The 23553-nt window shown below is 66.3% G+C and carries 24 protein-coding genes and 1 tRNA gene; 8 read left to right on the forward strand and 17 right to left on the reverse strand.

Translation table 11 applies throughout. The annotated features are described in order from the left end of the window. Nucleotide 1: 1 nt before the first annotated feature. Nucleotides 2–1072, forward strand: coding sequence for a DUF1513 domain-containing protein (locus IEW01_RS02350; RefSeq protein ID WP_188525989.1), 1071 nt, complete (start codon nucleotides 2–4; stop codon nucleotides 1070–1072). Between the two features lie 19 nt (nucleotides 1073–1091). On the opposite strand, the gene IEW01_RS02355 is transcribed toward IEW01_RS02350, so the two are convergent. The 7 genes from IEW01_RS02355 to IEW01_RS02385 form a co-directional block, all read right to left on the reverse strand. Beyond that, the gene (locus tag IEW01_RS02355) at nucleotides 1092–1310 is read right to left on the reverse strand and encodes a formate dehydrogenase subunit delta (protein WP_188525990.1); all 219 of its coding nucleotides are present in this window, start codon (nucleotides 1308–1310) and stop codon (nucleotides 1092–1094) included. After that, nucleotides 1300–2115 carry a formate dehydrogenase accessory sulfurtransferase FdhD gene (gene fdhD, locus IEW01_RS02360; protein WP_188525991.1) on the reverse strand — a complete coding sequence of 272 codons (816 nt, stop codon included), beginning with the start codon at nucleotides 2113–2115 and terminating at the stop codon, nucleotides 1300–1302. Before fdhD ends, IEW01_RS02355 begins: the two co-directional genes overlap by 11 nt. Beyond that, nucleotides 2112–4988: a formate dehydrogenase subunit alpha gene (gene fdhF, locus IEW01_RS02365; RefSeq protein ID WP_188525992.1), complete on the reverse strand. Its 2877-nt coding sequence runs from the start codon at nucleotides 4986–4988 to the stop codon at nucleotides 2112–2114. Before fdhF ends, fdhD begins: the two co-directional genes overlap by 4 nt. After that, nucleotides 4985–6496 carry an NADH-ubiquinone oxidoreductase-F iron-sulfur binding region domain-containing protein gene (locus tag IEW01_RS02370; protein WP_188525993.1) on the reverse strand — a complete coding sequence of 504 codons (1512 nt, stop codon included), beginning with the start codon at nucleotides 6494–6496 and terminating at the stop codon, nucleotides 4985–4987. Before IEW01_RS02370 ends, fdhF begins: the two co-directional genes overlap by 4 nt. Then, nucleotides 6493–6954 (reverse strand): formate dehydrogenase subunit gamma, encoded by a 462-nt coding sequence (locus IEW01_RS02375; RefSeq protein WP_188525994.1) that lies wholly within the window; start codon nucleotides 6952–6954, stop codon nucleotides 6493–6495. Before IEW01_RS02375 ends, IEW01_RS02370 begins: the two co-directional genes overlap by 4 nt. 85 nt (nucleotides 6955–7039) lie before the next feature. Next, on the reverse strand, nucleotides 7040–7924 hold the full coding sequence (locus IEW01_RS02380) for a LysR family transcriptional regulator (RefSeq protein ID WP_188525995.1): 885 nt from the start codon (nucleotides 7922–7924) through the stop codon (nucleotides 7040–7042). Between the two features lie 159 nt (nucleotides 7925–8083). Further along, nucleotides 8084–8734, reverse strand: coding sequence for a carbonic anhydrase (locus IEW01_RS02385; protein ID WP_188525996.1), 651 nt, complete (start codon nucleotides 8732–8734; stop codon nucleotides 8084–8086). 142 nt (nucleotides 8735–8876) lie between these two features. Between IEW01_RS02385 and IEW01_RS02390 the strand changes: the two genes are divergently transcribed. From IEW01_RS02390 to IEW01_RS02400, 3 genes are all read left to right on the forward strand, one after another. After that, nucleotides 8877–9257 carry a hypothetical protein gene (locus IEW01_RS02390; RefSeq protein ID WP_188525997.1) on the forward strand — a complete coding sequence of 127 codons (381 nt, stop codon included), beginning with the start codon at nucleotides 8877–8879 and terminating at the stop codon, nucleotides 9255–9257. A gap of 84 nt (nucleotides 9258–9341) precedes the next feature. Beyond that, the gene (locus tag IEW01_RS02395) at nucleotides 9342–10727 is read left to right on the forward strand and encodes a leucyl aminopeptidase family protein (RefSeq protein ID WP_188525998.1); all 1386 of its coding nucleotides are present in this window, start codon (nucleotides 9342–9344) and stop codon (nucleotides 10725–10727) included. Then, a complete protein-coding gene (locus IEW01_RS02400; protein WP_188525999.1) occupies nucleotides 10724–11644 on the forward strand; it encodes a C40 family peptidase in 921 nt (306 codons plus the stop codon). Before IEW01_RS02395 ends, IEW01_RS02400 begins: the two co-directional genes overlap by 4 nt. Here IEW01_RS02400 and IEW01_RS02405 read toward each other — a convergent pair. Continuing rightward, entirely contained in the window at nucleotides 11625–11969 is a 345-nt protein-coding gene (locus IEW01_RS02405; protein WP_188526000.1) for a DUF2794 domain-containing protein, read from the reverse strand. The genes IEW01_RS02400 and IEW01_RS02405 overlap by 20 nt on opposite strands. Nucleotides 11970–12288: 319 nt before the next feature. Between IEW01_RS02405 and paaI the strand changes: the two genes are divergently transcribed. From paaI to IEW01_RS02420, 3 genes are read left to right on the forward strand one after another with little or no spacing between them, the layout of a single operon-like run. After that, nucleotides 12289–12723 carry a hydroxyphenylacetyl-CoA thioesterase PaaI gene (gene paaI, locus IEW01_RS02410; protein WP_188526001.1) on the forward strand — a complete coding sequence of 145 codons (435 nt, stop codon included), beginning with the start codon at nucleotides 12289–12291 and terminating at the stop codon, nucleotides 12721–12723. A gap of 21 nt (nucleotides 12724–12744) precedes the next feature. Further along, nucleotides 12745–14049 carry a phenylacetate--CoA ligase PaaK gene (gene paaK, locus IEW01_RS02415; RefSeq protein ID WP_188526002.1) on the forward strand — a complete coding sequence of 435 codons (1305 nt, stop codon included), beginning with the start codon at nucleotides 12745–12747 and terminating at the stop codon, nucleotides 14047–14049. 3 nt (nucleotides 14050–14052) lie between these two features. Next, a complete protein-coding gene (locus tag IEW01_RS02420) occupies nucleotides 14053–14628 on the forward strand; it encodes a TetR/AcrR family transcriptional regulator (protein WP_188526003.1) in 576 nt (191 codons plus the stop codon). 115 nt (nucleotides 14629–14743) lie between these two features. Here IEW01_RS02420 and IEW01_RS02425 read toward each other — a convergent pair whose 3' ends face one another. Then, nucleotides 14744–15202, reverse strand: a complete 459-nt coding sequence (locus IEW01_RS02425) for an Lrp/AsnC family transcriptional regulator (RefSeq protein ID WP_188526004.1) — start codon at nucleotides 15200–15202, stop codon at nucleotides 14744–14746. A gap of 136 nt (nucleotides 15203–15338) precedes the next feature. Here IEW01_RS02425 and ald point away from each other — a divergent pair, with 136 nt between their 5' ends. Then, on the forward strand, nucleotides 15339–16457 hold the full coding sequence (gene ald, locus IEW01_RS02430; RefSeq protein WP_188526005.1) for an alanine dehydrogenase: 1119 nt from the start codon (nucleotides 15339–15341) through the stop codon (nucleotides 16455–16457). Nucleotides 16458–16579: 122 nt separating this feature from the next. Here the strand turns inward: ald and IEW01_RS02435 are convergent. The 8 genes from IEW01_RS02435 to pheS all read right to left on the reverse strand — a co-directional run bounded on the left by IEW01_RS02435 (nucleotide 16580) and on the right by pheS (nucleotide 23514). Then, a tRNA-Met gene (locus tag IEW01_RS02435) sits at nucleotides 16580–16656 on the reverse strand. A gap of 94 nt (nucleotides 16657–16750) precedes the next feature. After that, complete coding sequence (locus tag IEW01_RS02440; protein WP_438810815.1) at nucleotides 16751–17560, reverse strand: mechanosensitive ion channel family protein; 810 nt, start codon at nucleotides 17558–17560, stop codon at nucleotides 16751–16753. Nucleotides 17561–17645: 85 nt separating this feature from the next. Then, entirely contained in the window at nucleotides 17646–18077 is a 432-nt protein-coding gene (gene mscL, locus IEW01_RS02445) for a large conductance mechanosensitive channel protein MscL (protein WP_188526007.1), read from the reverse strand. Between the two features lie 112 nt (nucleotides 18078–18189). Then, entirely contained in the window at nucleotides 18190–18822 is a 633-nt protein-coding gene (locus tag IEW01_RS02450) for a phosphoribosyltransferase (RefSeq protein ID WP_188526008.1), read from the reverse strand. 63 nt (nucleotides 18823–18885) lie between these two features. Beyond that, a complete protein-coding gene (pheT, locus tag IEW01_RS02455; RefSeq protein WP_188526009.1) occupies nucleotides 18886–21297 on the reverse strand; it encodes a phenylalanine--tRNA ligase subunit beta in 2412 nt (803 codons plus the stop codon). 24 nt (nucleotides 21298–21321) lie between these two features. Beyond that, complete coding sequence (locus tag IEW01_RS02460) at nucleotides 21322–21744, reverse strand: ASCH domain-containing protein (RefSeq protein ID WP_188526010.1); 423 nt, start codon at nucleotides 21742–21744, stop codon at nucleotides 21322–21324. Between the two features lie 58 nt (nucleotides 21745–21802). Continuing rightward, the gene (locus IEW01_RS02465) at nucleotides 21803–22444 is read right to left on the reverse strand and encodes a hypothetical protein (RefSeq protein ID WP_188526011.1); all 642 of its coding nucleotides are present in this window, start codon (nucleotides 22442–22444) and stop codon (nucleotides 21803–21805) included. Next, nucleotides 22441–23514, reverse strand: a complete 1074-nt coding sequence (gene pheS / locus IEW01_RS02470) for a phenylalanine--tRNA ligase subunit alpha (protein WP_188526012.1) — start codon at nucleotides 23512–23514, stop codon at nucleotides 22441–22443. The genes IEW01_RS02465 and pheS overlap by 4 nt, the downstream gene beginning before the upstream one ends. Nucleotides 23515–23553: the final 39 nt, after the last annotated feature.

Raw genomic sequence — 23553 nt, forward strand, 5'->3', positions numbered from 1 at the left:
CGTGACCACCCGCCGCAACTTCCTCGCCAGCCTCGTCGCCGTCACCGCGAGCCCCCGGCTCGGCTGGGCGGCGGTGGGCAGCCCCGCCTACATCGCCGCCGCGCAATTGCCCGACGGCGTGCATGTTCTGGTCGGGCTCGACCTCGCGGGCGCCGAGACGTTCCGGGTGCCTCTGCCTGCGCGGGGGCACGCCGGGGCCGCCCATCCGGCGCAGGCGGAAGCGGTGGTTTTCGCGCGGCGGCCCGGGTATTTCGCCCTCGTGATCGACGCGGGCACCGGGCGTGTGCTGCATGAGCTGATGCCGCCGAAGGGACACCAGTTCAACGGCCACGGTGTCTACATCGACGGCGGTGCCACGCTTGTCACTGTCGAGCAGATGGCGGAAGGATCGGCGGGCCGGATCGGGCTTTGGGATGTCGCCTCGGGCTATACCCGGATCGACGGCTTCGCCACGCACGGGATCGGCCCGCACGATGTGAGACTGATGCCCGACGGGCGCACGCTGGTGGTGGCCAATGGCGGGATCGAGACCGACCCGACCGACCGCACCAAGCTCAACCTAGACACCATGTGCCCGAACCTCGCCTATCTTGGTGCAGGAGGCGATCTGCTGGAAAAGGTCGAGCTGGACCAGGAACTTGCACAGAACTCGATCCGCCATCTCGCGGTCGCGTCCGACGGGCGGGTGGGTTTCGCGATGCAGTGGGAAGGTGAACCCGGGATGGGATGGCCGTTGCTCGGGTTGCACCGCCGGGGTGAGCGGCCGGTGCTGGCCGAAGCGCCGCTGGCGGATGAACTGGCGATGAAGGGCTACGCCGGATCGGTGGCGTTCTCGGCGGACGAAAGCGAGATTGCCATCACCTCGCCGCGCGGTGGGCGGCTCAACCGCTTCGCACCGGATGGGCGATTCGTGGCCGCCGAGGCGCGGGAAGACGTTTGCGGGATTGCGCCGCACCCGGACGGCTTTATCGCCTCGGACGGGTTGGGCGGGCTCATCGCGCTGGGCTGCGAGGGCGCCCGTCCGCTGGCCCGGCACGAATGCGCATGGGACAATCACATCGTCCCGCTCTGAGAGGGGCCGGCTGCCGGCGTCAGTCGGCGGGCGCGTTCATCCGCTTGGCCGCCTCGATCACCAGCGGATCGAGCCCCGCGCCATCCGCGGCGATGAAGTCGAGAAGCTGGCGGCGCATGCGCGGCTCCCAGAAGTCGCTCAGATGTGCCGCGACCCTGTCGGCGGCCTCATCTCCGGGCTGCGACTTGAAGAAGGTGGCGATCTGGTTGGCCATGTGAACCATCTTGTCAGGCGACATGCGCATCTCCGGTGTCGATCCGTTCGGGGTGGGAATAGAGGTCGAAGGCACCCGCCCGGGCGAACGCGGCCAGCGTGATCCCCGCGCCTTCGGCGAGCCGGAGCGCATGGGCCGTGGGCGCGGAAGCGGCGACGATCACAGGGCACCCGGCCATGGCGGTTTTCTGCACCATCTCCACGGAAACCCGGCTGGTGAGCACGAAGGCCCCGGTGGTGGCGTCTTCGCCGGCGAGGGCCAGCGCGCCGATCAGCTTGTCGAGCGCGTTGTGGCGGCCAACATCCTCGCGGGCGAAGACCACGCCAACGCCCGGGCGCAGGAAGCCTGCGGCGTGAACAGCGCGGGTCTGGTCATGGAGCGGCTGGTGGCCCTTGAGCGCATCGGTGGCGGCGGCGATCTCGGACCGGGTCAGCCCGAGCGCGGGTGCGCCCACGTGGGGCAGATCGCGCACGGCTTCGTCAAGCGAGTCGATCCCGCAAAGCCCGCAACCCACCGCGCCGGTCATATGCCGGCGCCGTGCCGCAAGAGCTTCGGCGCGCGTGTCGGTCAGCCAGAACCGCGTCTCGATCCCCTTGGGGTGCGTCACCACCTCGAAGCTCTCGATCTCGTCGAGGCTCGAAATCGCGCCTTCGGTGAGCGCGAAGCCATGGGCGAAATCGCCGATATCAGCCGGCGTGCACATCATCACCGCGAGCGTCGTGCCGTTGAAGCTGACCGCCACGGGCACCTCCTCGGGCAACGTGCGGGTCACCCCGCGCGCTCCGTCGCGCCCCACGGCGAGGCCGGGAAGGCTGCGGGCCGGTTTCATTCCGCGGCCTCGATCCGGCGCGAGCGGGCGGCAAGTTCGTTGTAGTGCTCCTGCCAGTCGGTCGGGCCGTTCGACGGCATCACCTGCACGGCCGTCACCTTGTATTCCGGGCAGTTCGTGGCCCAGTCGGAATAATCGGTGGTGACCACGTTGGCCTGCGTGTCGGGGTGGTGGAAGGTGGTGTAGACCACGCCGGGGCTGACGCGCTCGGTGATCCTCGCCCGCAAGGCGGTTTCGCCGGAACGGCTCGCGAGCTTGACCCAGTCGCCGTCCTTCACGCCGCGTTGCTCGGCGTCGTGCGGGTGGATTTCGAGCATATCCTCGTCGTGCCAGACGTTGTTGTCGGTGCGCCGGGTCTGGGCGCCGACGTTATACTGGCTGAGAATGCGCCCGGTGGTGAGCAGGAGCGGGAAGCGCGGGCCGGTCTTTTCATCCGTCGCCACGTATTCGGTGACGATGAAGCGCCCCTTGCCCCGCATGAACTCATCCACATGCATCAGCGGCGTGCCTTCGGGATGCGCCTCGTTGCAGGGCCACTGCACCGATCCCTTCTCGGTGATCAGGTCATAGGTGACGCCCGCGAAGCTCGGGGTGGTCGCCGCGATCTCGGCCATGATCTCGCGCGGATGGCTGTAGGTCCAGTTCGCCCCCATCGCATTGGCGAGGGCCTGCGTGACCTCCCAGTCGGCGTAGCCGTTGAGCGGTTTCATCACCTCGCGCACCATGTTGATCCGGCGCTCGGCGTTGGTGAAGGTGCCGTCCTTTTCGAGGAAGGTGGAACCGGGCAGGAACACGTGGGCGTAGTTCGCGGTTTCGTTCAAGAACAGGTCATGCACGATCACGCATTCCATCGCGGCGAGGCCGGCCGCCACGTGCCGGGTGTCGGGATCGGATTGCAGGATGTCTTCGCCCTGCACGTAGAGGCCCTTGAAGGTGCCATCCACCGCGGCATCGAGCATGTTGGGGATGCGCAGCCCGGGCTCGGGGTCGATCTCCACGCCCCAGGCGCGTTCGAACACTTCGCGCACATCGGCGTTCTTCACGTGCCTGTAGCCCGGCAGCTCGTGCGGGAAGCTGCCCATGTCGCAGGAGCCCTGCACGTTGTTCTGGCCGCGCAGCGGGTTCACCCCAACGCCGGGGCGGCCGATGTTGCCGGTGAGCATGGCGAGGTTGGCGATGCCCATCACGGTGGTCGAGCCCTGGCTGTGCTCGGTCACGCCGAGGCCGTAGTAGATCGCGCCGTTGCCGCCGGTGGCGAAGGTGCGTGCCGCGGCGCGCAGTGCCTCGGCGGGCACGCCGGTGAGCGCCTCGGTGGCCTCGGGGCTGTGGCGCGGATCAGCAACGAACTCGGCGTATTCCGCGTATTCGTTCCAGTCGCAGCGATCGCGGATGAAGGCCTCGTCGGCCAGCCCCTCGGTGACGATCACGTGCGCCATCGCGGTGATGACCGCGACGTTGGTGCCGGGCTTGAGCGGGAGGTGATGCGCCGCTTCGACGTGGCTCGACTTCACGAGGTCGATCCGGCGCGGGTCGATCACGATGAGTTTCGCGCCTTCGCGCAGCCGCTTCTTCAGCCGCGAGCCGAAGACGGGGTGGGCGTCGGTCGGGTTGGCGCCCATCACGATCACCACGTCGGTATGCTCGACAGAGTCAAAATCCTGCGTGCCGGCAGAGGTGCCGAAGGTCTGGCCAAGCCCGTAGCCGGTGGGCGAGTGGCAGACGCGGGCGCAGGTGTCGGTGTTGTTGTTGAGGAACACCGCGCGGGCGAGCTTCTGGACGAGGAAGGTTTCCTCGTTGGTGCAGCGGCTCGACGTGATCACGCCAAGCGAACGGCGGCCATGTTTCTCCTGGATGCCCTTGAGGCGGGCGGCGGCGAAGCCCAGCGCCTCGTCCCAGCTCACCTCGCGCCAGGGCTGGTCGATGCTGTCGCGGATCATCGGGTTCAGGATCCGGTCCTGGTGGTGGGCATAGCCCCAGGCGAAACGGCCCTTCACGCAGGAATGGCCCCGGTTCGCCTTGCCGTGCTTCCACGGCACCATGCGCACGAGTTCGTCGCCGTTGAGTTCGGCCTTGAACGAGCAGCCCACGCCGCAATAGGCGCAGGTGGTCACCACCGAGCGGCTCGGCGTGCCCAGTTCGATCACCGATTTTTCCTGCAGGGTGCCGGTCGGGCAGGCCTGCACGCAGGCGCCGCAGCTTACGCAATCGGAGGTGAGGAAATCGTCATCTGCCGCGCCGGGCGAAACTCGGCTGTCGAAGCCCCGGCCCTCGATAGTGAGTGCGAAGGTGCCTTGAACCTCCTCGCAGGCGCGCACGCAGCGCGAGCAGACGATGCACTTGGAGGGATCGTAGGCGAAATAGGGGTTGGACGTGTCTTTCGCGATGTAGCGCGGGTTTTCCTCGCCGTTCTGGCGCACCTCGAAATGGTTCTCGCCCGCCGCATAGCGCACGTCCCGCAGGCCCACGGCACCGGCCATGTCCTGCAATTCGCAATCGCCGTTGGCCGCACAGGTGAGGCAATCGAGCGGGTGGTCGGAGATGTAGAGCTCCATCACGCCGCGGCGGATCTTCTGCACCTTCTTCGACTGGGTGCGCACGACCATGCCCTCTGTCACCGGCGTGGTGCATGAGGAGGGCGTGCCGCGCCGCCCCTCGATCTCGACCACACAGAGGCGGCAGGAACCGAAGGCCTCGAGCGAATCCGTGGCGCAGAGCTTGGGCACCTGGATGCCCGCCTCGCTCGCCGCGCGCATCACGCTGGTGCCCTCGGGCACCGTCACCTCGAAACCGTCGATCGTCAGCGTCACTGGCGCGCCGGTTTTCGCGGGCGTGCCCATGTCGGTGTCGTTCCAGGGGATGATGAAATCTTTCATTCCGCTGCCTCCTTGGCCGGGGCAAAGTCATCGGGGAAATGCCGGAGCGCCGACATCACCGGATAGGGCGTGAAGCCGCCGAGCGCGCAGAGCGAACCGTCGCGCATGGTTTCGCACAGGTCTTCCACCAGATCGCGCACGTCTTCGCCTGCGGTGAGCCGGTCGATGGTTTCCACCCCGCGCACGGCGCCGATCCGGCAGGGGGTGCACTTGCCGCAGCTTTCCACCGCGCAGAATTCGAAGGCGAAACGGGCCTGCGCCGCCATGTCGGCGGTATCGTCGAACACCACGACGCCGGCGTGCCCGATCAGCCCGCCCGCACCGTCGAATTCCTCGTATCCGAAGGGGGTATCGAAGGCGCTCGCCGGCATGTAGGCGCCGAGCGGCCCGCCGACCTGCACCGCCTTGACCGGCCGGCCCGAGCGCGTGCCGCCGGCGACATCATTCACCAACTCGCCCAGCGGCATCCCGAAGGCCGTCTCGAACAACCCGCCGCGCGCCACGTTGCCCGCGATCTGGATCGGCATGGTGCCGCGCGAGCGCCCGAGGCCGAAGCTGGCGTAATGCTTGGCTCCCTTCTCGAAGATCACCGGGATCGTCGCCAGAGACAGCACGTTGTTCACCACCGTGGGCTTGCCGAAGAACCCTTCCAGCGCCGGCAGCGGCGGCTTTGCCCGCACAACGCCGCGCTTACCTTCCATCGAGTTGAGCAGCGAGGTTTCCTCGCCGCAGACGTAAGCCCCCGCGCCGACGCGGATCTCGATGTCGAACGCCTTGCCCGAGCCAAGCACGCTTTCGCCGAGCAGCCCGGAGGCGCGGGCGATCTCCACCGCACGCGTCATCGTGGCGATGGCGTCGGGGTATTCCGAGCGCAGGTAGACGTAGCCCATTGTTGCGCCCACGCCGATCCCGGCGATCGCCATGCCCTCGATCAGCGAGAAGGGATCGCCCTCCATCACCATGCGGTCGGCGAAGGTGCCTGAATCGCCCTCGTCGGCGTTGCAGACGATATACTTCTGGTCGGCTTTCGCGCCCGCCACGGTCTGCCACTTGATCCCGGTGGGAAAGCCGGCGCCGCCACGCCCGCGCAAGCCGCTGTCGATCACCGTCTGCACGATAGCGTCGGCGTCGGCCAGCGCGGCGCGCAGGCCCGAAAGCCCGCCCTGCGCCTCGTAGTCTTCCAGCGAGAGCGGCTCGATCACGCCGACGCGGGCGAAGGTCAGGCGGGTTTGCCGGGCGAAGAAGGGGATTTCCTCGGTCGGGCCGTGGCCCTCAAGCGTGCCGTCGAGCAGTGCGGGCACGTCGTCGGGGCGCACCGGGCCGTAAGCGTGGCGCACGCCGTCGCGCTCCACCTCCACCAGCGGCTCCAGCCAAGCCATGCCGCGCGAGCCGACGCGCTTCAGGGTAAGGTCGATCCCCCGGGCGGCGGCCTCCTCGGTCAGCCGGGCCGCAACGGCTTCGGCCCCGAGGGCGCGCGCGGCGGCGTCGAGCGAGAGAAACACCTTCATGCCGAAACCTCCGCCACGAGGTCTTCCGCGCTCAGCCCGGCCACCGGGCGGCCGTCGATCATCGCCGCCGGGCCGTTGGCGCAGAGGCCGAGGCAATAGACCGGCTCGACCGTCACCGCGCCGTTGGCCGAAGTGCCGTGCCACGCCGTGCCCAGCTTTTCGAGCACCGCGTCGGCGAAGCCCACTCCGCCCACGGCCTGGCAGGCCTCGGCGCGGCAGATCTTCACCACGTGGCGCCCGGCGGGGACGCTGCGGAAATCGTGATAGAAGCTCATCACGCCATGCACTTCCGCGCGCCCGATGTTGAGCGCCTCGGCAATCATCGGCACGGCCTCTGCGGGCACGTGCCCGAAGGCCGATTGCAGACTGTGCAGGATCGGAAGGAGCGGGCCTTCGCGGTGCATTTCGGCGGCGATCAGGGCAGCGATCGCCTCTTGGGTCGGGGACGGTGCGGTCATGGAGTTTCCCTGAATGTCTCACCGGTCAGATGGACCAGGTTGGACGGGCTTTCAATATCGTTTTTCCGTTGATTGATTGTTTTTGTCAATCAACGGAAATCTTGTGCGCTTCGTCGAGCAACGCCTGCAGCACCGGGGTGTGAGGCTCCTGGAAAGCCGCGACGAGGCCGACTGCGGGGCTTTCGCCGGACTGGCGGATCGGAATGATGGCGAGATCCTTGCCGCCGGCAAGGAAGGCGGCCATGTCTTCGGGCAGGATCGTGACCCAGCCGCCCGATGCGACATGGCTCACCAGAACCACGGTGGAATTGGATTCCATCTTCGCGACGGGGGCGATCCCCGCCTGCATGAACGCATGGTTGATGATGCGGCGGTTCTGCATGTCGGGGGTGAGCAGGCAGAGACGGGTGCCGTCGAGATCGCCCCAATCGACAGTTTCGCGTGATGCCAACGGGTGATCGGGCGCGCAGACGAGGGTGTAGACCTCGCGATAGAGAAAGGCGGTGGAGACCCGGCCGAGCGGTTCGTTGTCGAGGTAGGAAAGGCCGGCGTCGATCTCGAGGTTTTCGAGCATGGCGAGGATATCCTCGGACGTGCGCGAGAGGATGGTGAAATCGACGTTGGGGTGGCGGGCGGAAAATCCGGCAGCAAGGCGTGAGGCCCAGGTGAGCGCCGTGGGGATCACCGCGAGGCGGAGGTTCCCGGCAAGACCTTCGCGTGAAAACCGCATCTCCTCGCGCAAACGGCGGGCATCGCCCACGATCTGGCGCGCCCAGTGCAGCGCGCGCTGGCCCTCGGGCGTCAGCCCGCCGAAGCGCGAACCACGCCGCACGAGTTGAACGCCGAGATGGTCTTCGAGCTGCTTTATCCCTGTGGAAAGCGAGGGCTGCGTGATCCCGAGGCTCTGCGCCGCGCGGCCGAAATGCTGCTCGCGCGCGAGGGCGATGAGCATTTCAAGCTTGGCGAGCATGATCGAGGATCCATATCGTTGATGAGACAGCCTATCTTGATAGCTTATCAAGCCCGGCCCGACGGCGCCATCTCTGCGCGTCCCGTTCCGACAGCTAGCCAGCGAACCGGCTTCGAACCGCGCATGAGCGATGGGGCAACCTGCCTTGGCCGCAGATTGTCAGACCGGCTTGAAGCTCCGGTCTTCGGCGTCGAACCACATCAGGTCGCCCTCGCCGATATCGTGCCAGAGCCCGTGCAGGGTCAGTTCCTCGGCCTCGACGGCCTCGCGCACGAAGGGAAAGGTCATCAGGTTGTCGAGCGAGACGACGACGGCTTCCTTTTCCAGCGCGTCGATGCACTCGGGGCCGGACCGCGTGGCCTTGATCCGGTCATAACCCGGCTGGAGCAGGTCCATCCAGCGGCCGACGAAGCTGGTTTCCTCGCGCAGCTCGGGCGCGGTTCCCATCGTCATGTCATAGAACCCGCGCACACCGCCGCAGGACGAATGGCCCATGACGATCACATGCGCGACCTTGAGCGCGGTCACCGCGTATTCGATCGTGGCCGAGGTGCCGTGCTTCTGGCCGTCGGGTTCATAGGGCGGCACCAGGTTGGCGATGTTGCGGTGGATGAAGAACTCGCCTTGGTCCGCGCCGAAAATCGAGGTCACGTGCACCCGGCTGTCGCAGCAGGATATGATCATCGCCCGCGGGTGCTGGCCCTCGGTGGCAAGGCGGCGATACCATGACTTGTTTTCGGCATAGCCGGTGGCTTTCCAGCCCTGGTATCGGCTCACGAGATAATGTGGCAGCGGCCGTGCGACGGTCATGCAAAGTCTCTTCCAGCGGTTACCTCAGGGGGTTCTAGGCTGGATTTTGCAGAAATTCGAGGGATTTCTGGCACGCGCGGAAACCTTTTCTTGAGATGGCGGTGACAGCATCTCCGGGGTTAGGGAATGGAGGGGTGTGACCGTGAACGCAGTTTTGCGATTGCAACATGACGAGATCGTGCGGCTCGACCGGAGCCAGCTCGAGGTGCTCTACCAGAGCCTCGGGCCGCGGGGGGCCGACAAGGTGGTCAGCCATGCGTTGGAGGAGCTTGCGGTGACGCTGTCGCGCGCCTCGGGCGAATACCGCGCCGGCGAAATAGAGGCGCTGCGCACTTCCGTCAAAGCGCTCGTCGCGGTGGCGCAGCAGGTGGGAATGACCCTGCTCGCCCGGGTCGGGCGCGACGTGCTGGATCTTTCACGAAGCTACGATGCGGCCGCTTTCGGGGCAACGATGGCGCGCCTCGAGCGGATCGGGGAAAGCTCTCTCGTCGCGGTGTGGGATCTGCAGGATCTTTCGATCTGAGGCTCGCGGTGGTGCGGGCAGTCGCTGGCCCTTGCGGGTTCGCACCGGCGCGATAGTCTGGGCCCGAAACAACCGGAGCCCACCATGACCCTCACCTTTGTCCCGCACCGGGAAGACAGCCTTCCGCTACACCTCGTCGACAAGCCGGGGCTTGCCGCGCTGGTGGACCGGCTCGATCCGGCCCAGCGCGCCTGGGTCGAGGCGAGCGGTTTCGAGGCCGGGCTGGGCAAGGTGCTGATGGTGCCGGGCCACGATGGCGGGCACGCACTCGCCCTGGTGGGCCATGGCGACGAGGCGAAGCGGGCGCGGCAGCGATTCGGCTTTGCCAAGGCCCGCGCGGCGCTTCCGGCTGGCACTTTTCACCTTGTCAGCAATCTCGAAGGGGCCGAGCTCGAGGAGGCGGCGCTGGGATGGTTGCTCGCGGGCTATCGCTTCGCGCGCTACAAGGACGCGCCCGGGCCCAAGGCCGGGCTGATCGCCCCCGCCGGGGTGGATGCCGCGCGGCTGGAAGCGATCGCGGCGGGCGAGGCCTTGACCCGCGACCTGATCAACACCCCGGCCTCTGACATGGGGCCGGATGAACTGGAGGATGCCGCGCGTGCGCTGGCCGCCCGGTTCGGCGCGCATCTTGCCGTGACGGCGGGCGACGATCTGCTCGCCGCCAATTTCCCGATGATCCATGCAGTCGGCCGGGCCTCGCCGCGCGCCCCCAGGCTGATCGACCTGGCCTGGGGCGATACCGGCCCGCGCCTGACGCTCGTGGGCAAGGGCGTGTGCTTCGATTCCGGTGGGCTCAACCTCAAGCCCGGCACCTCGATGGGGTTGATGAAGAAGGACATGGGGGGCGCGGCCACGGTGCTGGGGCTGGCCCGGATGATCATGGCGCTGGACCTGAAACTGCAACTGCGGGTTCTGATCCCGGCGGTGGAGAATGCGATCTCCGGCAACGCCTTCCGGCCCGGCGATGTTCTCACCAGCCGCAAGACCCTGACCGTGGAGATCAACAACACTGACGCAGAGGGGCGGCTGGTTCTGGCCGACGCGCTGGCCTATGCCGACGAAGAGCGGCCCGACCTTCTGATTTCGATGGCGACGCTCACCGGAGCGGCGCGGGTGGCGGTCGGCGCCGATCTTGCGCCGTTCTACTCGACCGAGCCGAAGCTTTCCGACGCGCTTCGCACGGTGGCGGGGCGGGTGGCCGACCCGGTGTGGGAAATGCCGTTCTGGACGCCTTATGAAGAGATGATCGAGCCCGGCATCGCGGACCTCGACAACGCGCCCTCGGGCGGCATGGCTGGGTCGATCACCGCGGCCCTGTTCCTGCGCCGGTTCGTGACGCAGACCCCGGCCTACGGGCATTTCGATATCTACGGCTGGCAACCCGCCGACGCTCCGGCCCGGCCCAAGGGTGGCGTGGGGCAGGGCGCGCGGGCGCTGCTGGCCGCCCTGCCGGAGGTTCTGGGCCTGTGACCGACCGGCGCCTAACCCCCGCGAACGGGCGGGTGGCGCATGTCTCGTTGCGCGGCGAGGTGGCGGCGGAACGCTACACTGAAGGCGAGCGCCGCCGGGTGTGCCGCCCGGTGGCCGCGATCCGGGACGATCGACGCCCTCGTGCGCGGCTGCGCGAGTTGATTCTGCACGAGGTTTTCGTGGTGCTCGAGGAGCGCGATGGCTGGGCCTTCGGCTTTGCCGCGCGCGACGGCTATGTCGGCCATGTGCGCGCCGATGACCTCGGGCCCGAGCTCTGGCAGACGACCCACGTCGTGACCGCCCGGCAAAGCTACCTTGTGGAAGAACCGGTGCTGAAAACCGACGCCGAGATCAGCGCGATCTCCTTCGGCACGCGTCTCTCGGTGATGACCACCCACGAGGACGGGCGCTGGGGCGAGGTTGCGGTTCTGCGCGCGCCTGGCGAGGAGGAGGGCCACAAGCGGACCTCGACGATGTATGTGCCGATGGCGCATCTCGCGCCGGTGAACGCGCGGGATGCCGATCCCGTCACGGTGGCCGAGAGGTTTCTCGGCACGCCCTACCTCTGGGGCGGCAACTCGGGTTTCGGGATCGATTGTTCGGGGCTGGTGCAGGCGGCGCTCATGGCCTGTGGTGTCGACTGCCCCGGCGACAGTGACATGCAGGCGGCGCTCGGTGACGAGGCGGAGGGTGCGCCGGAGCGGGGCGATCTGCTGTTCTGGAAGGGCCATGTGGCGATCGTGGTAGGCGCGGACCGGCTGATCCATGCCAATGCTCATCACATGGCGGTGGCTCACGAGGGGATCGAGGCTGCCAGACGCCGCATCGAGGCGCAGGGCGAGGGCGCGGTGATCGCGCACAGGCGCATCGCCCGTCCGCCCGAACGGGCGACCTCGCTCACTCCACCGCGCGGATGAGCTTGCGCTCGAGCACGCGCAGAACGGCCCTGAGATCAGCCCCGCGCTTGAGGATCCGCCCGTCCATCGCGACAACGGCATATTGCCCCTGCCGGTGGCGCAGCTTGGGACGCTTCTCGATCCGGTAAAGCGGGTGTTCGGCGGTGTGGCGGAAGACGGAAAATATCGCCACGTCCTTGAGAAAGCTCATCCCGTAGTCGCGCCACTCGCCGGCGGCGACCATGCGGCCATAGAGCCCGAGAATGATGCCAAGCTCGGCGCGGTCAAAGGCGATCTTCTCGCTTGCCTCGGGGCCGGGAAAGGGCGTCGGGGTTTGCACGTTCATTCGCAAAGGATGGGCGTAAGCCGCGTGTAAATCAACTCCCCGGCATCATCCGGACCGGCCGTTGCCCCGATTGCGCCACGAAAAGACCCCCCTCAAACCCTGTTATCAGCCAAGACCTGCCCATTTCGGCAGGCACTAACAGACTGTAGCGAGTGAAAAACTCAACCCCGGCGCCGCATACAACAGCCCCCACCCAGTTCGCGGCGCCGGGGGGCTACACCCCCGCCTTGTGCGGGGTTTTTTTCTTGTCTCGTCTCAACACTATTGACCGACCGGTCGGGTTTATGCAGTCTTCCCGCCAGGAGATCAGGGAGGAGCCATGACCCCGGAGGAACGCGCCCGCCGGTCGGCCGATGCGATGTGGGCCGACGACCGCGCCAGCCAGGCGGCGGGGATGACGCTCGTCGAGGTCGGTCCCGGCCGCTCTGTCATGACGATGATGGTGCGCGACACCATGGCAAATGGCCACGGCATCGCCCATGGCGGCTACATTTTTGCGCTGGCGGATTCCGCCTTCGCCTTCGCCTGCAACAGTTACAACACGCTTGTCGTCGCCCAGCACAACTCGATCACCTACCTCGCTCCCGGCAAGGTGGGCGAAGTGCTCACCGCAACCGCCACCGAGGCGCACCGGGCCGGGCGCTCGGGCATCTACGATGTGATCGTCACCGGGGATGGCGGGCGGCAGGTGGCAATTTTTCGCGGTCATTCGCGCCAGATCAACGGCGCCCATTTCGAGGAGCCCGGCACCTGAACGCCGGCCATGGAGAACGACATGAAGGATCTTACCCCCCGCAAGGAAGAGCTGGAACACATCGAGACCGCCTCGCGCGACGAGATCGCCGCGGTGCAGCTCGAACGGATGAAATGGTCGCTTCGTCACGCCTATGAAAACGTGCCCTTCTACAAGCAAAAGTTCGACGCGGCCGGTGTGCACCCCGATGATCTGCATGCGCTCGAAGACCTTGCGAAGTTTCCCTTCACCGTGAAGCAGGACCTGCGCGACAATTACCCCTTCGGCATGTTCGCCGTGCCGCGCGAGCAGGTGGCACGCATCCATGCCTCTTCCGGCACCACCGGCCAGCCCACCGTGGTAGGCTATACCAGGCAGGATCTCGACACCTGGGGCACGGTTGTCGCCCGCAGCTTGCGCGCTGGCGGACTGCGCCCCGGCGACGTTCTCCACAACGCCTACGGCTACGGCCTGTTCACCGGCGGGCTCGGGGTGCATGGCGGCGCCGAGAAGATGGGGCTCACCGTAGTGCCCGTCTCCGGCGGGATGACCCAGCGGCAAGTGCGGCTGATCGAGGATTTCCGCGCCAAGGGCATCACCGTTACCCCCTCCTACATGCTCTCGATCCTCGATGAATACGTCTCCCTCGGGCTCGATCCGCGCAAGTCGCCGCTCGAGGTGGGCATCTTCGGGGCCGAGCCGTGGACGAACGCGATGCGCGGCGAGATCGAGCAGGCCTTCGACATGCACGCCGTCGACATCTACGGGCTTTCCGAGGTGATGGGGCCGGGCGTGGCCAGCGAATGCGTCGAGACGAAAGACGGGCTGCACATCTGGGAGGATCACTTCTACCCCGAGATCATCGACCCGGCCACCGGCGAGGTGCTCCCGGATGGCGAGCAGGGCGAGCTCGTGTTCACCTCGCTCACCAAGGAAGCCTTTCCGATCATCCGCTACCGCACCCGCGATCTCACCCGGCTGCTGGCCGGCACCGCGCGCTCGCTGCGGCGGATGGAGAAGATCACCGGCCGCACCGACGACATGATCATCCTGCGCGGCGTGAACGTCTTCCCGACCCAGATCGAGGAGCAACTCGTCACCGTCGAGGACCTGGCGCCGCATTTCCAGATCGAGCTGGCGCGGCCCGACCGGATGGACGAGATGATCATCCACGTCGAGCTGATCGAGGGCGCAAGGGCCGACCCGATCAAGGTCAGCCACACCCTCAAGGGCCTGGTGAAGAGCCACGTCGGCGTGACCGTGAAGGTCAAGGTGGCCGAGCCCGGTGGCGTTGCCCGCAGCGAGGGCAAGGCGGTCCGCGTCATCGACAACCGGCCGAAGGGCTGAGCCATGCCGAGGGGGATCGCGCGCGACCACGACCAGAAACGGGAAGCGATCCGCAAGGGGGCGGCGGAGTATTTCGCCGCCCACGGCTTCGACCGCGCCTCGATGACCGGCGCGGCGCGGCATTGCGGCGTGTCGAAGGCGCTGATCTACCATTACTACGATTCGAAGGAGGCGCTGCTCGACGACATCCTGAGCACGCACCTGTCGAACCTCGCCGAGACGGCGCGGGCGGTTTCCCCCGAGGACGGTCTGGGCGCGCTGGTTTGCGCCATCCTCGAGGATTACGAAGACGCCGACGCCGAGCACAAGCTGCAACTCGACGCGCTGGCGGTGCTGACGCCCGAGCAGCAGATTCCGCTGATCGCCCTGCAGCGCGAGATTGTCGATATCATGAGCGCGGCGCTAGTGCGCGAGGCCCCGGCGCTGGCCGGCACCGACAAGCTGAAGCCGGTGACGATGTCGGTCTTCGGTATCCTGAACTGGTTCTACATGTGGCATCGCCCGGGCAAGGGCTTGACCCGGCCGGAATATGCGCGCCTTGCCACCGACATGGTGCTGAACGGAATCAAGGGTTTGTAAGCGGCGCGCCTTCGGCGCACAGGTTGCGATCTCGTTCGGGCCACGAAGGCCCTGGGGGCTCCGCCCCCAGACCCCCGAGGTATTTTTTGGACCCAAGAAGCCGGGATCGGCCGGGTCAGACCGGAAGCGCGGTTGTCTTGAACACGGTGCGCAGGGCGAAGCTGGATTGCATCCCCTGAACACCGGGCAGGCGCGCGAGTTTTTGCCGGTGGATGCGGGCGAAATCGTCGGTGTCGCGGGCGACGACCTTGAGGATGTAATCGGCCGATCCCGCCATCAGGTGACATTCGAGCACCTCGGGCACACGCGCCACCTCGCGCTCGAAGGCTTCGAGCAGTTCGTCGGCCTGGCCGGAAAGCGTGATCTCGACGAAGACCATTGTGGGCAGGCCGATCCGGCGCGGATCGACCATTGCCACGTAGTTGCGGATATAGCCCTCTTTCTCCAGCCGTTGCACCCGCCGGTGGCAGGCGGATGGTGAGAGGTTGACCTGTTCGGAAAGCTCGGCATTCGATATCCGCCCGCTCTTCTGGAGAACGGTCAGAATCCGGCGGTCCATGCTGTCGAGATCCATATCCTGCGAATATCCTTGCGTAAAACCGTTTAACCTTCGAAGAGTTCACCGATAAGCATAGCCAGCGGGACCATCGAATTCAAAGCAATTGCGCGCGCAAGCGCTCAAGCTGGATCATTATCAGGAGGAAGACGTCATGCTCATCGGGTGCCCGAGAGAAATCAAACCGCAGGAATACCGTGTCGGCCTGACGCCGCGCGCAGCAGGAGAGGCCATCGCCCACGGGCATTCGGTGATCGTCGAGGCCGGCGCAGGGGCCGGATCGGGCTTTCCGGACGACGATTACAGAGCGGTCGGGGCCGAGGTCGTGGCGACGGCCGGCGAGGTTTTTGCCCGGGCCGACCTGATCGTGAAGGTGAAGGAACCGCAGGCGGTTGAACGCAAGATGCTGCGAGAGGGGCAGATCCTGTTCACCTACCTGCACCTCGCGCCAGATCCGGCACAAACCCAAGATCTGCTGGCAAGCGGGGTGACGGCGATCGCCTACGAGACGGTCACCGACCGCGACGGGCGCCTGCCGCTGCTGGCGCCGATGTCGGAAGTCGCCGGCAAGCTGGCGCCGCAGGTGGGGGCCTGGACGCTGCAGAAGGCCAATGGAGGGCGCGGCGTTCTGATGGGCGGCGTGCCCGGTGTGCGGCCCGCCAACGTGGTGGTGATCGGCGGCGGCGTCGTCGGCACCCAGGCCGCGCGGGTGGCCGCCGGGATGGGCGCGGAGGTGACCGTGCTCGACATGTCGCTCGCCCGGTTACGCCAGCTCGACGACGCGTTTCGCACCGAGTTCCGCACCGGCTTCGCCAGCGCCGGGCTCACCGCCGAACTGGTGGCCGGGGCCGACATGGTGATCGGCGCGGTGCTGGTGCCGGGGGCGGCAGCACCCAAGATCGTGACCCGTGCGATGCTCGCCACGATGAAACCCGGTGCGGCGCTCGTCGATGTGGCGATCGACCAGGGCGGCTGCTTCGAGACGTCGCGCCCCACCACCCATGAAGACCCGATCTACGAGGTCGACGGGATCATGCATTACTGCGTTGCCAACATGCCCGGCGCGGTCGCCCGCACCTCGACGCTGGCGCTGGGCAACGCCACGCTGCCCTTCCTGCTCGCGCTTGCCGACAAGGGCTGGCGGCAGGCCTGCGAGGACGACCCATACCTGCTCGAAGGGCTGAACGTGCACGCGGGGCACCTGACCCAATACGCCGTCGGCGAGGCGCTCGAGATCGACGTGCTTTCGCCGAAGCTGGCGTTGACGAAATAGGCGGGCGCCAGTCCGGGAGTTCGGGGGGCAACCCCCGGACTGCCGGAGCGTTCGGCATCGGCAAGGGATGCCGCGGGTGAGCGCGCTATCGCAGCCATCGGTCCGATCTAGGGGGGCCTGTGTGGTAGCGTGGGGCGGACTTGAACCGCCGACCCCAGCATTATGAGTGCTGTGCTCTAACCAGCTGAGCTACCACGCCATTCACACGTGGGGGCAGATAGCCCCGTGCGGCCCGGCTGTCAACGCGGAAAACGGCATTTTCGCGGTGCTCTGGCGCGCGCCCGGGGCTGCGCTCAGCCCGTGGCCTGCACCATGACCCGGTGCGGGTAGGGTATGGTGATTCCTTCGGCGTCGAAGGCTTCCTTGACCGCCCGGGTCAGCTCGAATTTCACGTCCCAATAGTCGGGCGCGGCCACCCAGATCCGGGCGGTGATCTCGACCGCGCTGTCGCCGAGGTTCGTCACCCGGAGCCAGGGATCGGGGTCGTCGTGCACGCGCGAATCCGCGGCTGCGATCTTGCGGATGATGTCCATCGCCTTACCCGGATCGTCGTCGTAGCCGATCCCGAAGGTGAGATCGACGCGGCGGGTATCGTGGTGGGAGTAGTTGGTGATGATCGCCCCCCATGCCTTGCCATTGGGAACGATGATCTGAACATTGTCGGGCGTGGCCAGTTCGGTGAAAAAGAGATTGATATCCAGCACCGTGCCCGAGGTGCCGGAGATTTCCACATACTGGCCGATCCGGTAGGGGCGGAACAGGACGATCATGAAGCCCGCCGCGAGATCGGCGAGCGTGCCTTGCAGCGCCATGCCGATCGCGAGGGTGGCGGCACCCAGCATCGCGACGAGCGAGGTGGCCTGGATGCCGAAAAGGTTCAGCACCGCGATCAGGGTGATCAGGAGAACCAGCCACCGAATGATAGAGGCGGCGAAACTTCCGATGGTATCGTCGATCCGGGGGGAGGCGGTGAAACGCCGCTTCACCGTTCGGCTCGCGAAGCCGGAAAGGATCCAGCCGAGGACGAGAACAAGAAGCGCCTTCGCGGCGTTGATGATGAGCGGGGCGTAACCGGAGGCGAGGCCGGTCATGTTGTCGAGCATTGTATCCATCAGTTCAGGGTAGCCACGACCGGGCAAAGTGAAAGGGGCACCGTTGGAGGCACCCCTTCACTGTGGCACTTTGGCCTTACTTGTTGGCGAGCGCGTCGCGGATCTCGATCAGAAGATCGAGTTCCGTCGGACCGGCCGGTGCGGCGGGGGCGACTTCCTCTTTCTTGACGGCTACGTCCTTGATCTTGTTGACGTAGCGCACGAGCATGAACACCACGAAGGCGATGATGAGGAAATTGATCACAGCCATGATGAAGGCGCCATAGGCGAAGACGGAAGCCCCCGCTTCGCGCGCCGCTTCGAGGCTGGCACCGGCGGGCACCTCTCCGGCGAGAACGGCGTAATTGTTGTTGAAATCGAGCCCGCCCGCGAACAGCCCGATGATCGGGTTGATCAGGTCGGAGACCAGCGAGTTGACGATGGCGGTGAAGGCCGCCCCGATGATGATCCCAACCGCCATGTCCATGACATTGCCCCTGGCGATGAAATTCCTGAATTCCTTGAACATGGTTCCCCCTTCCACTTTCCCCGCGCAGCACGGCGGATACGCACGATCCTAGCATGGTGACGGGCGGATTTCTTGCAGAACCTCGGGGCAAAGGGAACGCCGGTTCCCCGGCTCAGCGCCCTTCAAGCATCGCGGCAACGGCGCTGTCGGGCACCTGGTCGAAGACCGCGTAATGCGCGCCGACGGCGTAGAAGGGGCTGGGCGTTTCAAGGCAGATCGTGCGGGTGCAAAGCGGCGAGAGCGTGGCGAGCACGTCGGCGGGGGCGACCGGCACGGCGAGGATGATCTCCTGCGCCCCCTTGCCCGCGAGCCCTTTCAGCGCGGCGCGCACCGTTGCCCCGGTGGCGATGCCGTCATCCACGACGATCACGCTGCGCCCGGCGATCGGCACCGGCGCGCGGCCTGCCAGCCACATTTGGCGGCGCGCGGCGATTTCTTTGAGTTTCTCGCTTATGGCGGGCGCGAAATCGGCTTCGCTGAGCCCACGCGCATTCAGAACCTCGGGGTTGAACACCACCTGATGCGCCGGGCCGTCGACGACCGCGCCGGCGGCCAGCTCCGGGTTGCCGGGGCTGCCCAGCTTGCGCACGAGGATAAGGTCGAGCGGGGCCCGGAGGCCCTCGGCTACCTTCACCGCGACGGGCACACCGCCCCGGGGCAGCGCGAGCACCACCGGATCGGTCAGGTCAAGGTCGGCGAGCGCCTCTGCCAGCTTGACGCCGGCGTCATCACGGTTCGAAAACATGCGGCGATCATGCCACTGGCGCGGGAGTTACGCCAGCAGCGGATCGTCGCGGGGGCCGCCGCGTCAGCCGCGCAGTGCCCCGCCGGTGGCCTTGGCGACCTTTTCGACGATCTTCGCACCCACCGCTTCGATCTCGGCGTCGGTCAGGGTCTTGTCGCGCGGTTGCAGCCGCACGGTGATCGCGAGCGACTTCTTGCCCGCGCCCATCTGCGCCTCGGCCTTCGCGCCGTGGAACTCGTCGAACACGGTCACGCTCTCGATCAGCGCCTTGTCGGCCCCCTGCGCGGCGTTCACCAGCGTCAGCGCCTCGACGCCCGCATCCACCACGAAAGCGAAATCGCGCTCGACCGGTTGCAGCGTGGACGCCGCAAGGGCCGGCCTCGTCGCCCCGGTGGACTTGGGGAAGGGCACGCGCTCGGGCCAGAGGGTGAAGGCCACGGCGGGGCCTTTCACGCCCATGCGGTCGAGCACCTTGGGGTGCAATTCACCGAAGGTGGCGAGGATGTTCTTCGGCCCGAGGCTGATCCGGCCCGAGCGGCCCGGATGCCACCATGCCGGCGCATCCCGCAGGATCATCTGTTTGGCCGGGGCGCCGATGGCCGAAAGCACTGCCTCGGCATCGGCCTTGGCATCGTAGACATCCGCCGGCCGGCGCGACCCCCAGGGATCGCGCGGGGCGGTGCCGCCCACCAGAAGGCCCGCCACCTGAAGGTGGCTTTCCTCCGGTTCGCCGCCGTCGAAGGCCGGGCCGACCTCGAACAGCGCAAGGTCCATGAAGCCGCGCGCCTGGTTGCGGGCGGCGGCCTGCAGCAGCCCGGGCAGGAGATCGGGCCGCATGTGGCTCATCTCCGACGAGATCGGGTTTTCCAGCATCGTCACGTCCGCGCCGCCGCCGAACAGCCCGGCGCTTTCCTTGTCGATGAAGGAATAGGTCACCGCCTCGTTGTAGCCGAGCGCGGCCATGGTGCGGCGGGCGATGTTCTCGCGCTTCTGGATCGGGGTCAGCACCGCCTTGGGCACGCCGACATGGGCGCGCGGCATGGGCCGGCCCACCAGCTTGGTCAGCGACGCGATCCGGGCCACCTCCTCGACGAGATCGGCCTCGCCCATCACGTCGGGGCGCCACGAGGGCACATGGGCCAGGTCGCCCTCAAGCCGGAAGCCGAGCGCTTCCAGCGTGCGGCGTTGCTCCCCGGCGGGAATGTCCATGCCGACGAGGCTCACCACGCGGTCGGTATCGAGCTTGTAGGCGCGGCTCACGTCGGGCACCTCGCCCGCCGTCACCACGTCGGACGGCTCGCCGCCGCACAGCTCCATGATCATCTGCGTCGCCAGTTCGATGGCGGGCGCGTTGAATTCCGGATCAATGCCGCGCTCGTTGCGGTAGCGGGCATCGGAGTTGATCTTCGTCGCCCGCCCGGTCTTGGCGATCTGGATCGTGTCCCAGACGGCGGCTTCGAGAAAGACGTTCACCGTCTTCTCGGTGCAGCCGGTGCGCAGGCCACCCATGATCCCGGCGATGCTCTCGATCTCGTGGTCGTCGGAGATCACCACGGCGCCCGCGGGGAAGGTGTATTCCTTCTCGTCGAGGCCGATCAGCGTCTCGCCGCCCCTGGTGCGGTGCACCCGGAGATTGCCGCGCACCTTGTCGGCGTCGAACACGTGCAGCGGGCGGTTCATGTCGTAGGTGAAGAAGTTGGTCACATCCACCAGAGCCGAAATGGGCCTGAGGCCGATGGCGCGCAGGCGCTGTTGCAGCCACGCGGGCGAGGGGCCGTTCTTCACGCCCCTGATGAGCCGGCCCATGAACACCTCGCAGCCACCTTCGCGGGTGTCGTCGTCGATGGTCACCTTGATCGGGCAGGGGAACTTGCCCTCGATCTGGGCGGTTTTCTCGGGCTTCAAGGTGCCAAGCCCCCGCGCGGCCAGATCGCGGGCGATGCCGCGTACGCCGAGCGCGTCGGGGCGGTTGGGGGTGATCGCGATCTCGATCACCGGGTCGACCTTCTCGGGCTGGTTCTTCGCCATCCAGTCGGCGAAGCTCTCGCCCACCTCGCCCGAGGGCAGCTCGATGATGCCGGTGTGCTCGTCGGAAAGCTCCAGCTCGCGCTCCGAGGCCATCATGCCGTGGGATTCCACACCGCGGATCTTGCCGACGGAGAGCGTCACGTCGATCCCGGGCACGTAGTCACCGGGCTTGCAGACGACCACGGTGATCCCCTCGCGGGCATTCGGCGCGCCGCAGATGATCTGCTTGTCGCCCTCGTCGGTCTCGACCACGCAGACGCGCAGCCGGTCGGCGTCGGGGTGCTTCTCGGCCTTCTTCACCTTGCCGAGGGTGAAACTGGAAAGCTTTGCCAGCGGGTTCTCGATGCCCTCGACCTCGAGCCCGAGATCGGTGAGCGCCTCGGCGATCTCGTCCACGCTTGCCGTGGTGTCGAGATGGTCTTTCAGCCAGGAGAGTGTGAATTTCATGTCCGTTTCCTCATTCGGCACCGCTCAGCGGTCTGCCAGATCCTCGACAAGCTCGAATTCCTCGAACAACAGCATCATTTCCGGGTCAAACCCGCCGTTGCGCTCGAAAAACGCCTGGTGTCCGGCGCGCCAGCCTTCGAGCGTTTCATCCTCGCCCTCGGCCAGCGCCAGCTCTTCGGGCACGTCGCAAAAGCGGATTTCGTGCAGGCGCACGGTGCGGATCACCAGCGCCGGCGTGCCATCCCAGTTGGCGGCAATGTCGCAGCGGCCGACCTTGGGCATCGCCTCCGGCTCGGCCTCGAACTCGGCCAGCGGGGCGCAGGTGGCCCGCTTCTTGCCGGAGCGCACGAGGGCGATCAACTCGGCGCTGAGCGCGGCGCTGTCGCCGAACTTGAAGGTGCCCGCGCCGGGGTAGGTGACTTGCAGGTCTTCCATGTCGTCGGTCATTGGGGGTGCTCGGAGGCGGTGTTATCGCGGTGTTCTTTCAGCCAATAGAGTGCGAATATCATTGGGCTCCGTCCTCATCATGCGGTGTTAGATCGATGGTCAGGTGTCGGTAAATCAAACCTACAGCTTGAGATGCATCGTTCTGATCCAAATCCGATATGGAATGACGCGCAGCCTTCAGAGCGCGCTTGTCCTGAATCCGCAGTTTTTCGATAGCCTCTAAACTAGCTGGCGAGAATTCACCGAACGGAATCTGTTTTTCCACATCACTCCGGGTCCGAATTTCAAAAACTTGGATCGCATCAACGAAATCTCGAATGGGACCTAAGACCTCTAAAGAGGCATACAAAGTTAGGCTATTATATTTTACTCTGCTCTCATTGATTAGCTTTCGCGCAGCCTCAAAATCCCTCGTTTGGATGGCAAAGATATGGCTGTGCGCAACGGAGAAGAAATCCTTGTATGCAGCACGTTCCTCGGATTGAAGCTGTAGTTCTCTATCTTTCCGTTTTTGCCAAGGATAGGCTACAAATGCGATCAAAATTGCAGCAATTGAACCGATGCCGGTCCCACGTGCGGACGGTTCCAACAAAAAGATAATCGGTGTACCAAGAGCCACGATAGCCCCAACTGCGACCCAATTGAGGCCAGCTAGATCCTTAAAACCCTCTTTGAGTCTCCCCCGAAAGCTTTCACTCACCGCGACAATCCCCCCCGCATCGTCGGCACGTCCAGCGCGGAAAACCCGTAGTGCCTCAGCCACCGCAGGTCGCTATCGAAGAATGCCCGCAGATCGGGGATGCCGTATTTCAGCATCGCCAGACGGTCGATGCCGATGCCGAAGGCGAAGCCCTGCCATTCATTCGGGTCCACGCCGGAGGCTTCCAGCACCTTGGGGTGGACCATGCCGGAGCCGAGGATTTCCATCCAGTCGTCGCCCTCGCCCACCTTCAGGCGGCCGTCCTGCCATGAGCAGCGCAGGTCGACCTCCGCGCTCGGTTCGGTGAACGGGAAGTGCGAGGCGCGGAAGCGCAGTTCGACCTCGTCGACCTCGAAGAAGGCGCGGCAGAATTCTTCCAGCGTCCACTTGAGGTTGGCCATCGAGATATCGCGGTCGATCGCCAGCCCCTCGATCTGGTGGAACATCGGCGTGTGGGTCTGGTCATAGTCCGACCGATACACCCGGCCCGGCGCGATCACGCGGATCGGCGCGCCCTGCGCCAGCATCGCGCGGATCTGCACCGGCGAGGTGTGGGTGCGCAGCACGTGCGGCGGGCGCTCGTCGCCCTCTTCGCGGTGCATGTAGAAGGTGTCGAACTCCTGCCGCGCGGGGTGGTGCGGCGGGATGTTGAGCGCGTCGAAATTGTGCCAGTCGGTCTCGATCTGCGGGCCTTCGGCGACGGAAAAGCCCATGTCGGCGAAGATCGTGGTGACCTCCTCGGTGACCTGGCTGACCGGGTGGATCGTGCCCGCCGGGCGGGGCCGCGCGGGCAGCGTCACGTCGAGCCACTCGGTTTTCAGCCGTTCATCCAGCGCGGCATCGCCAAGCGCCTCTTTCCTGGCCGCCAGCGCCGCGTTGATCTCGTCCTTGAGCGCGTTGAGCTTCGGCCCCATCACCTGCCGCTCTTCCGGGCTCATCTTGCCAAGCTCGCGCATCTTGAGCGCCACTTCGCCCTTCTTGCCCACGGCGGCAACGCGGATGTCTTCCAGCGCGGCCTCGTCGCCGGCGCCTGCGATGGCTTCGAGATACTTCTGCCTCAGATCGTCCATTTCCGATCCCTCTTTTCCGGTTGGCCCGTCGATACCACG

The organism is Sinisalibacter lacisalsi, from assembly GCF_014640115.1.
Lineage (GTDB): Bacteria > Pseudomonadota > Alphaproteobacteria > Rhodobacterales > Rhodobacteraceae > Sinisalibacter > Sinisalibacter lacisalsi.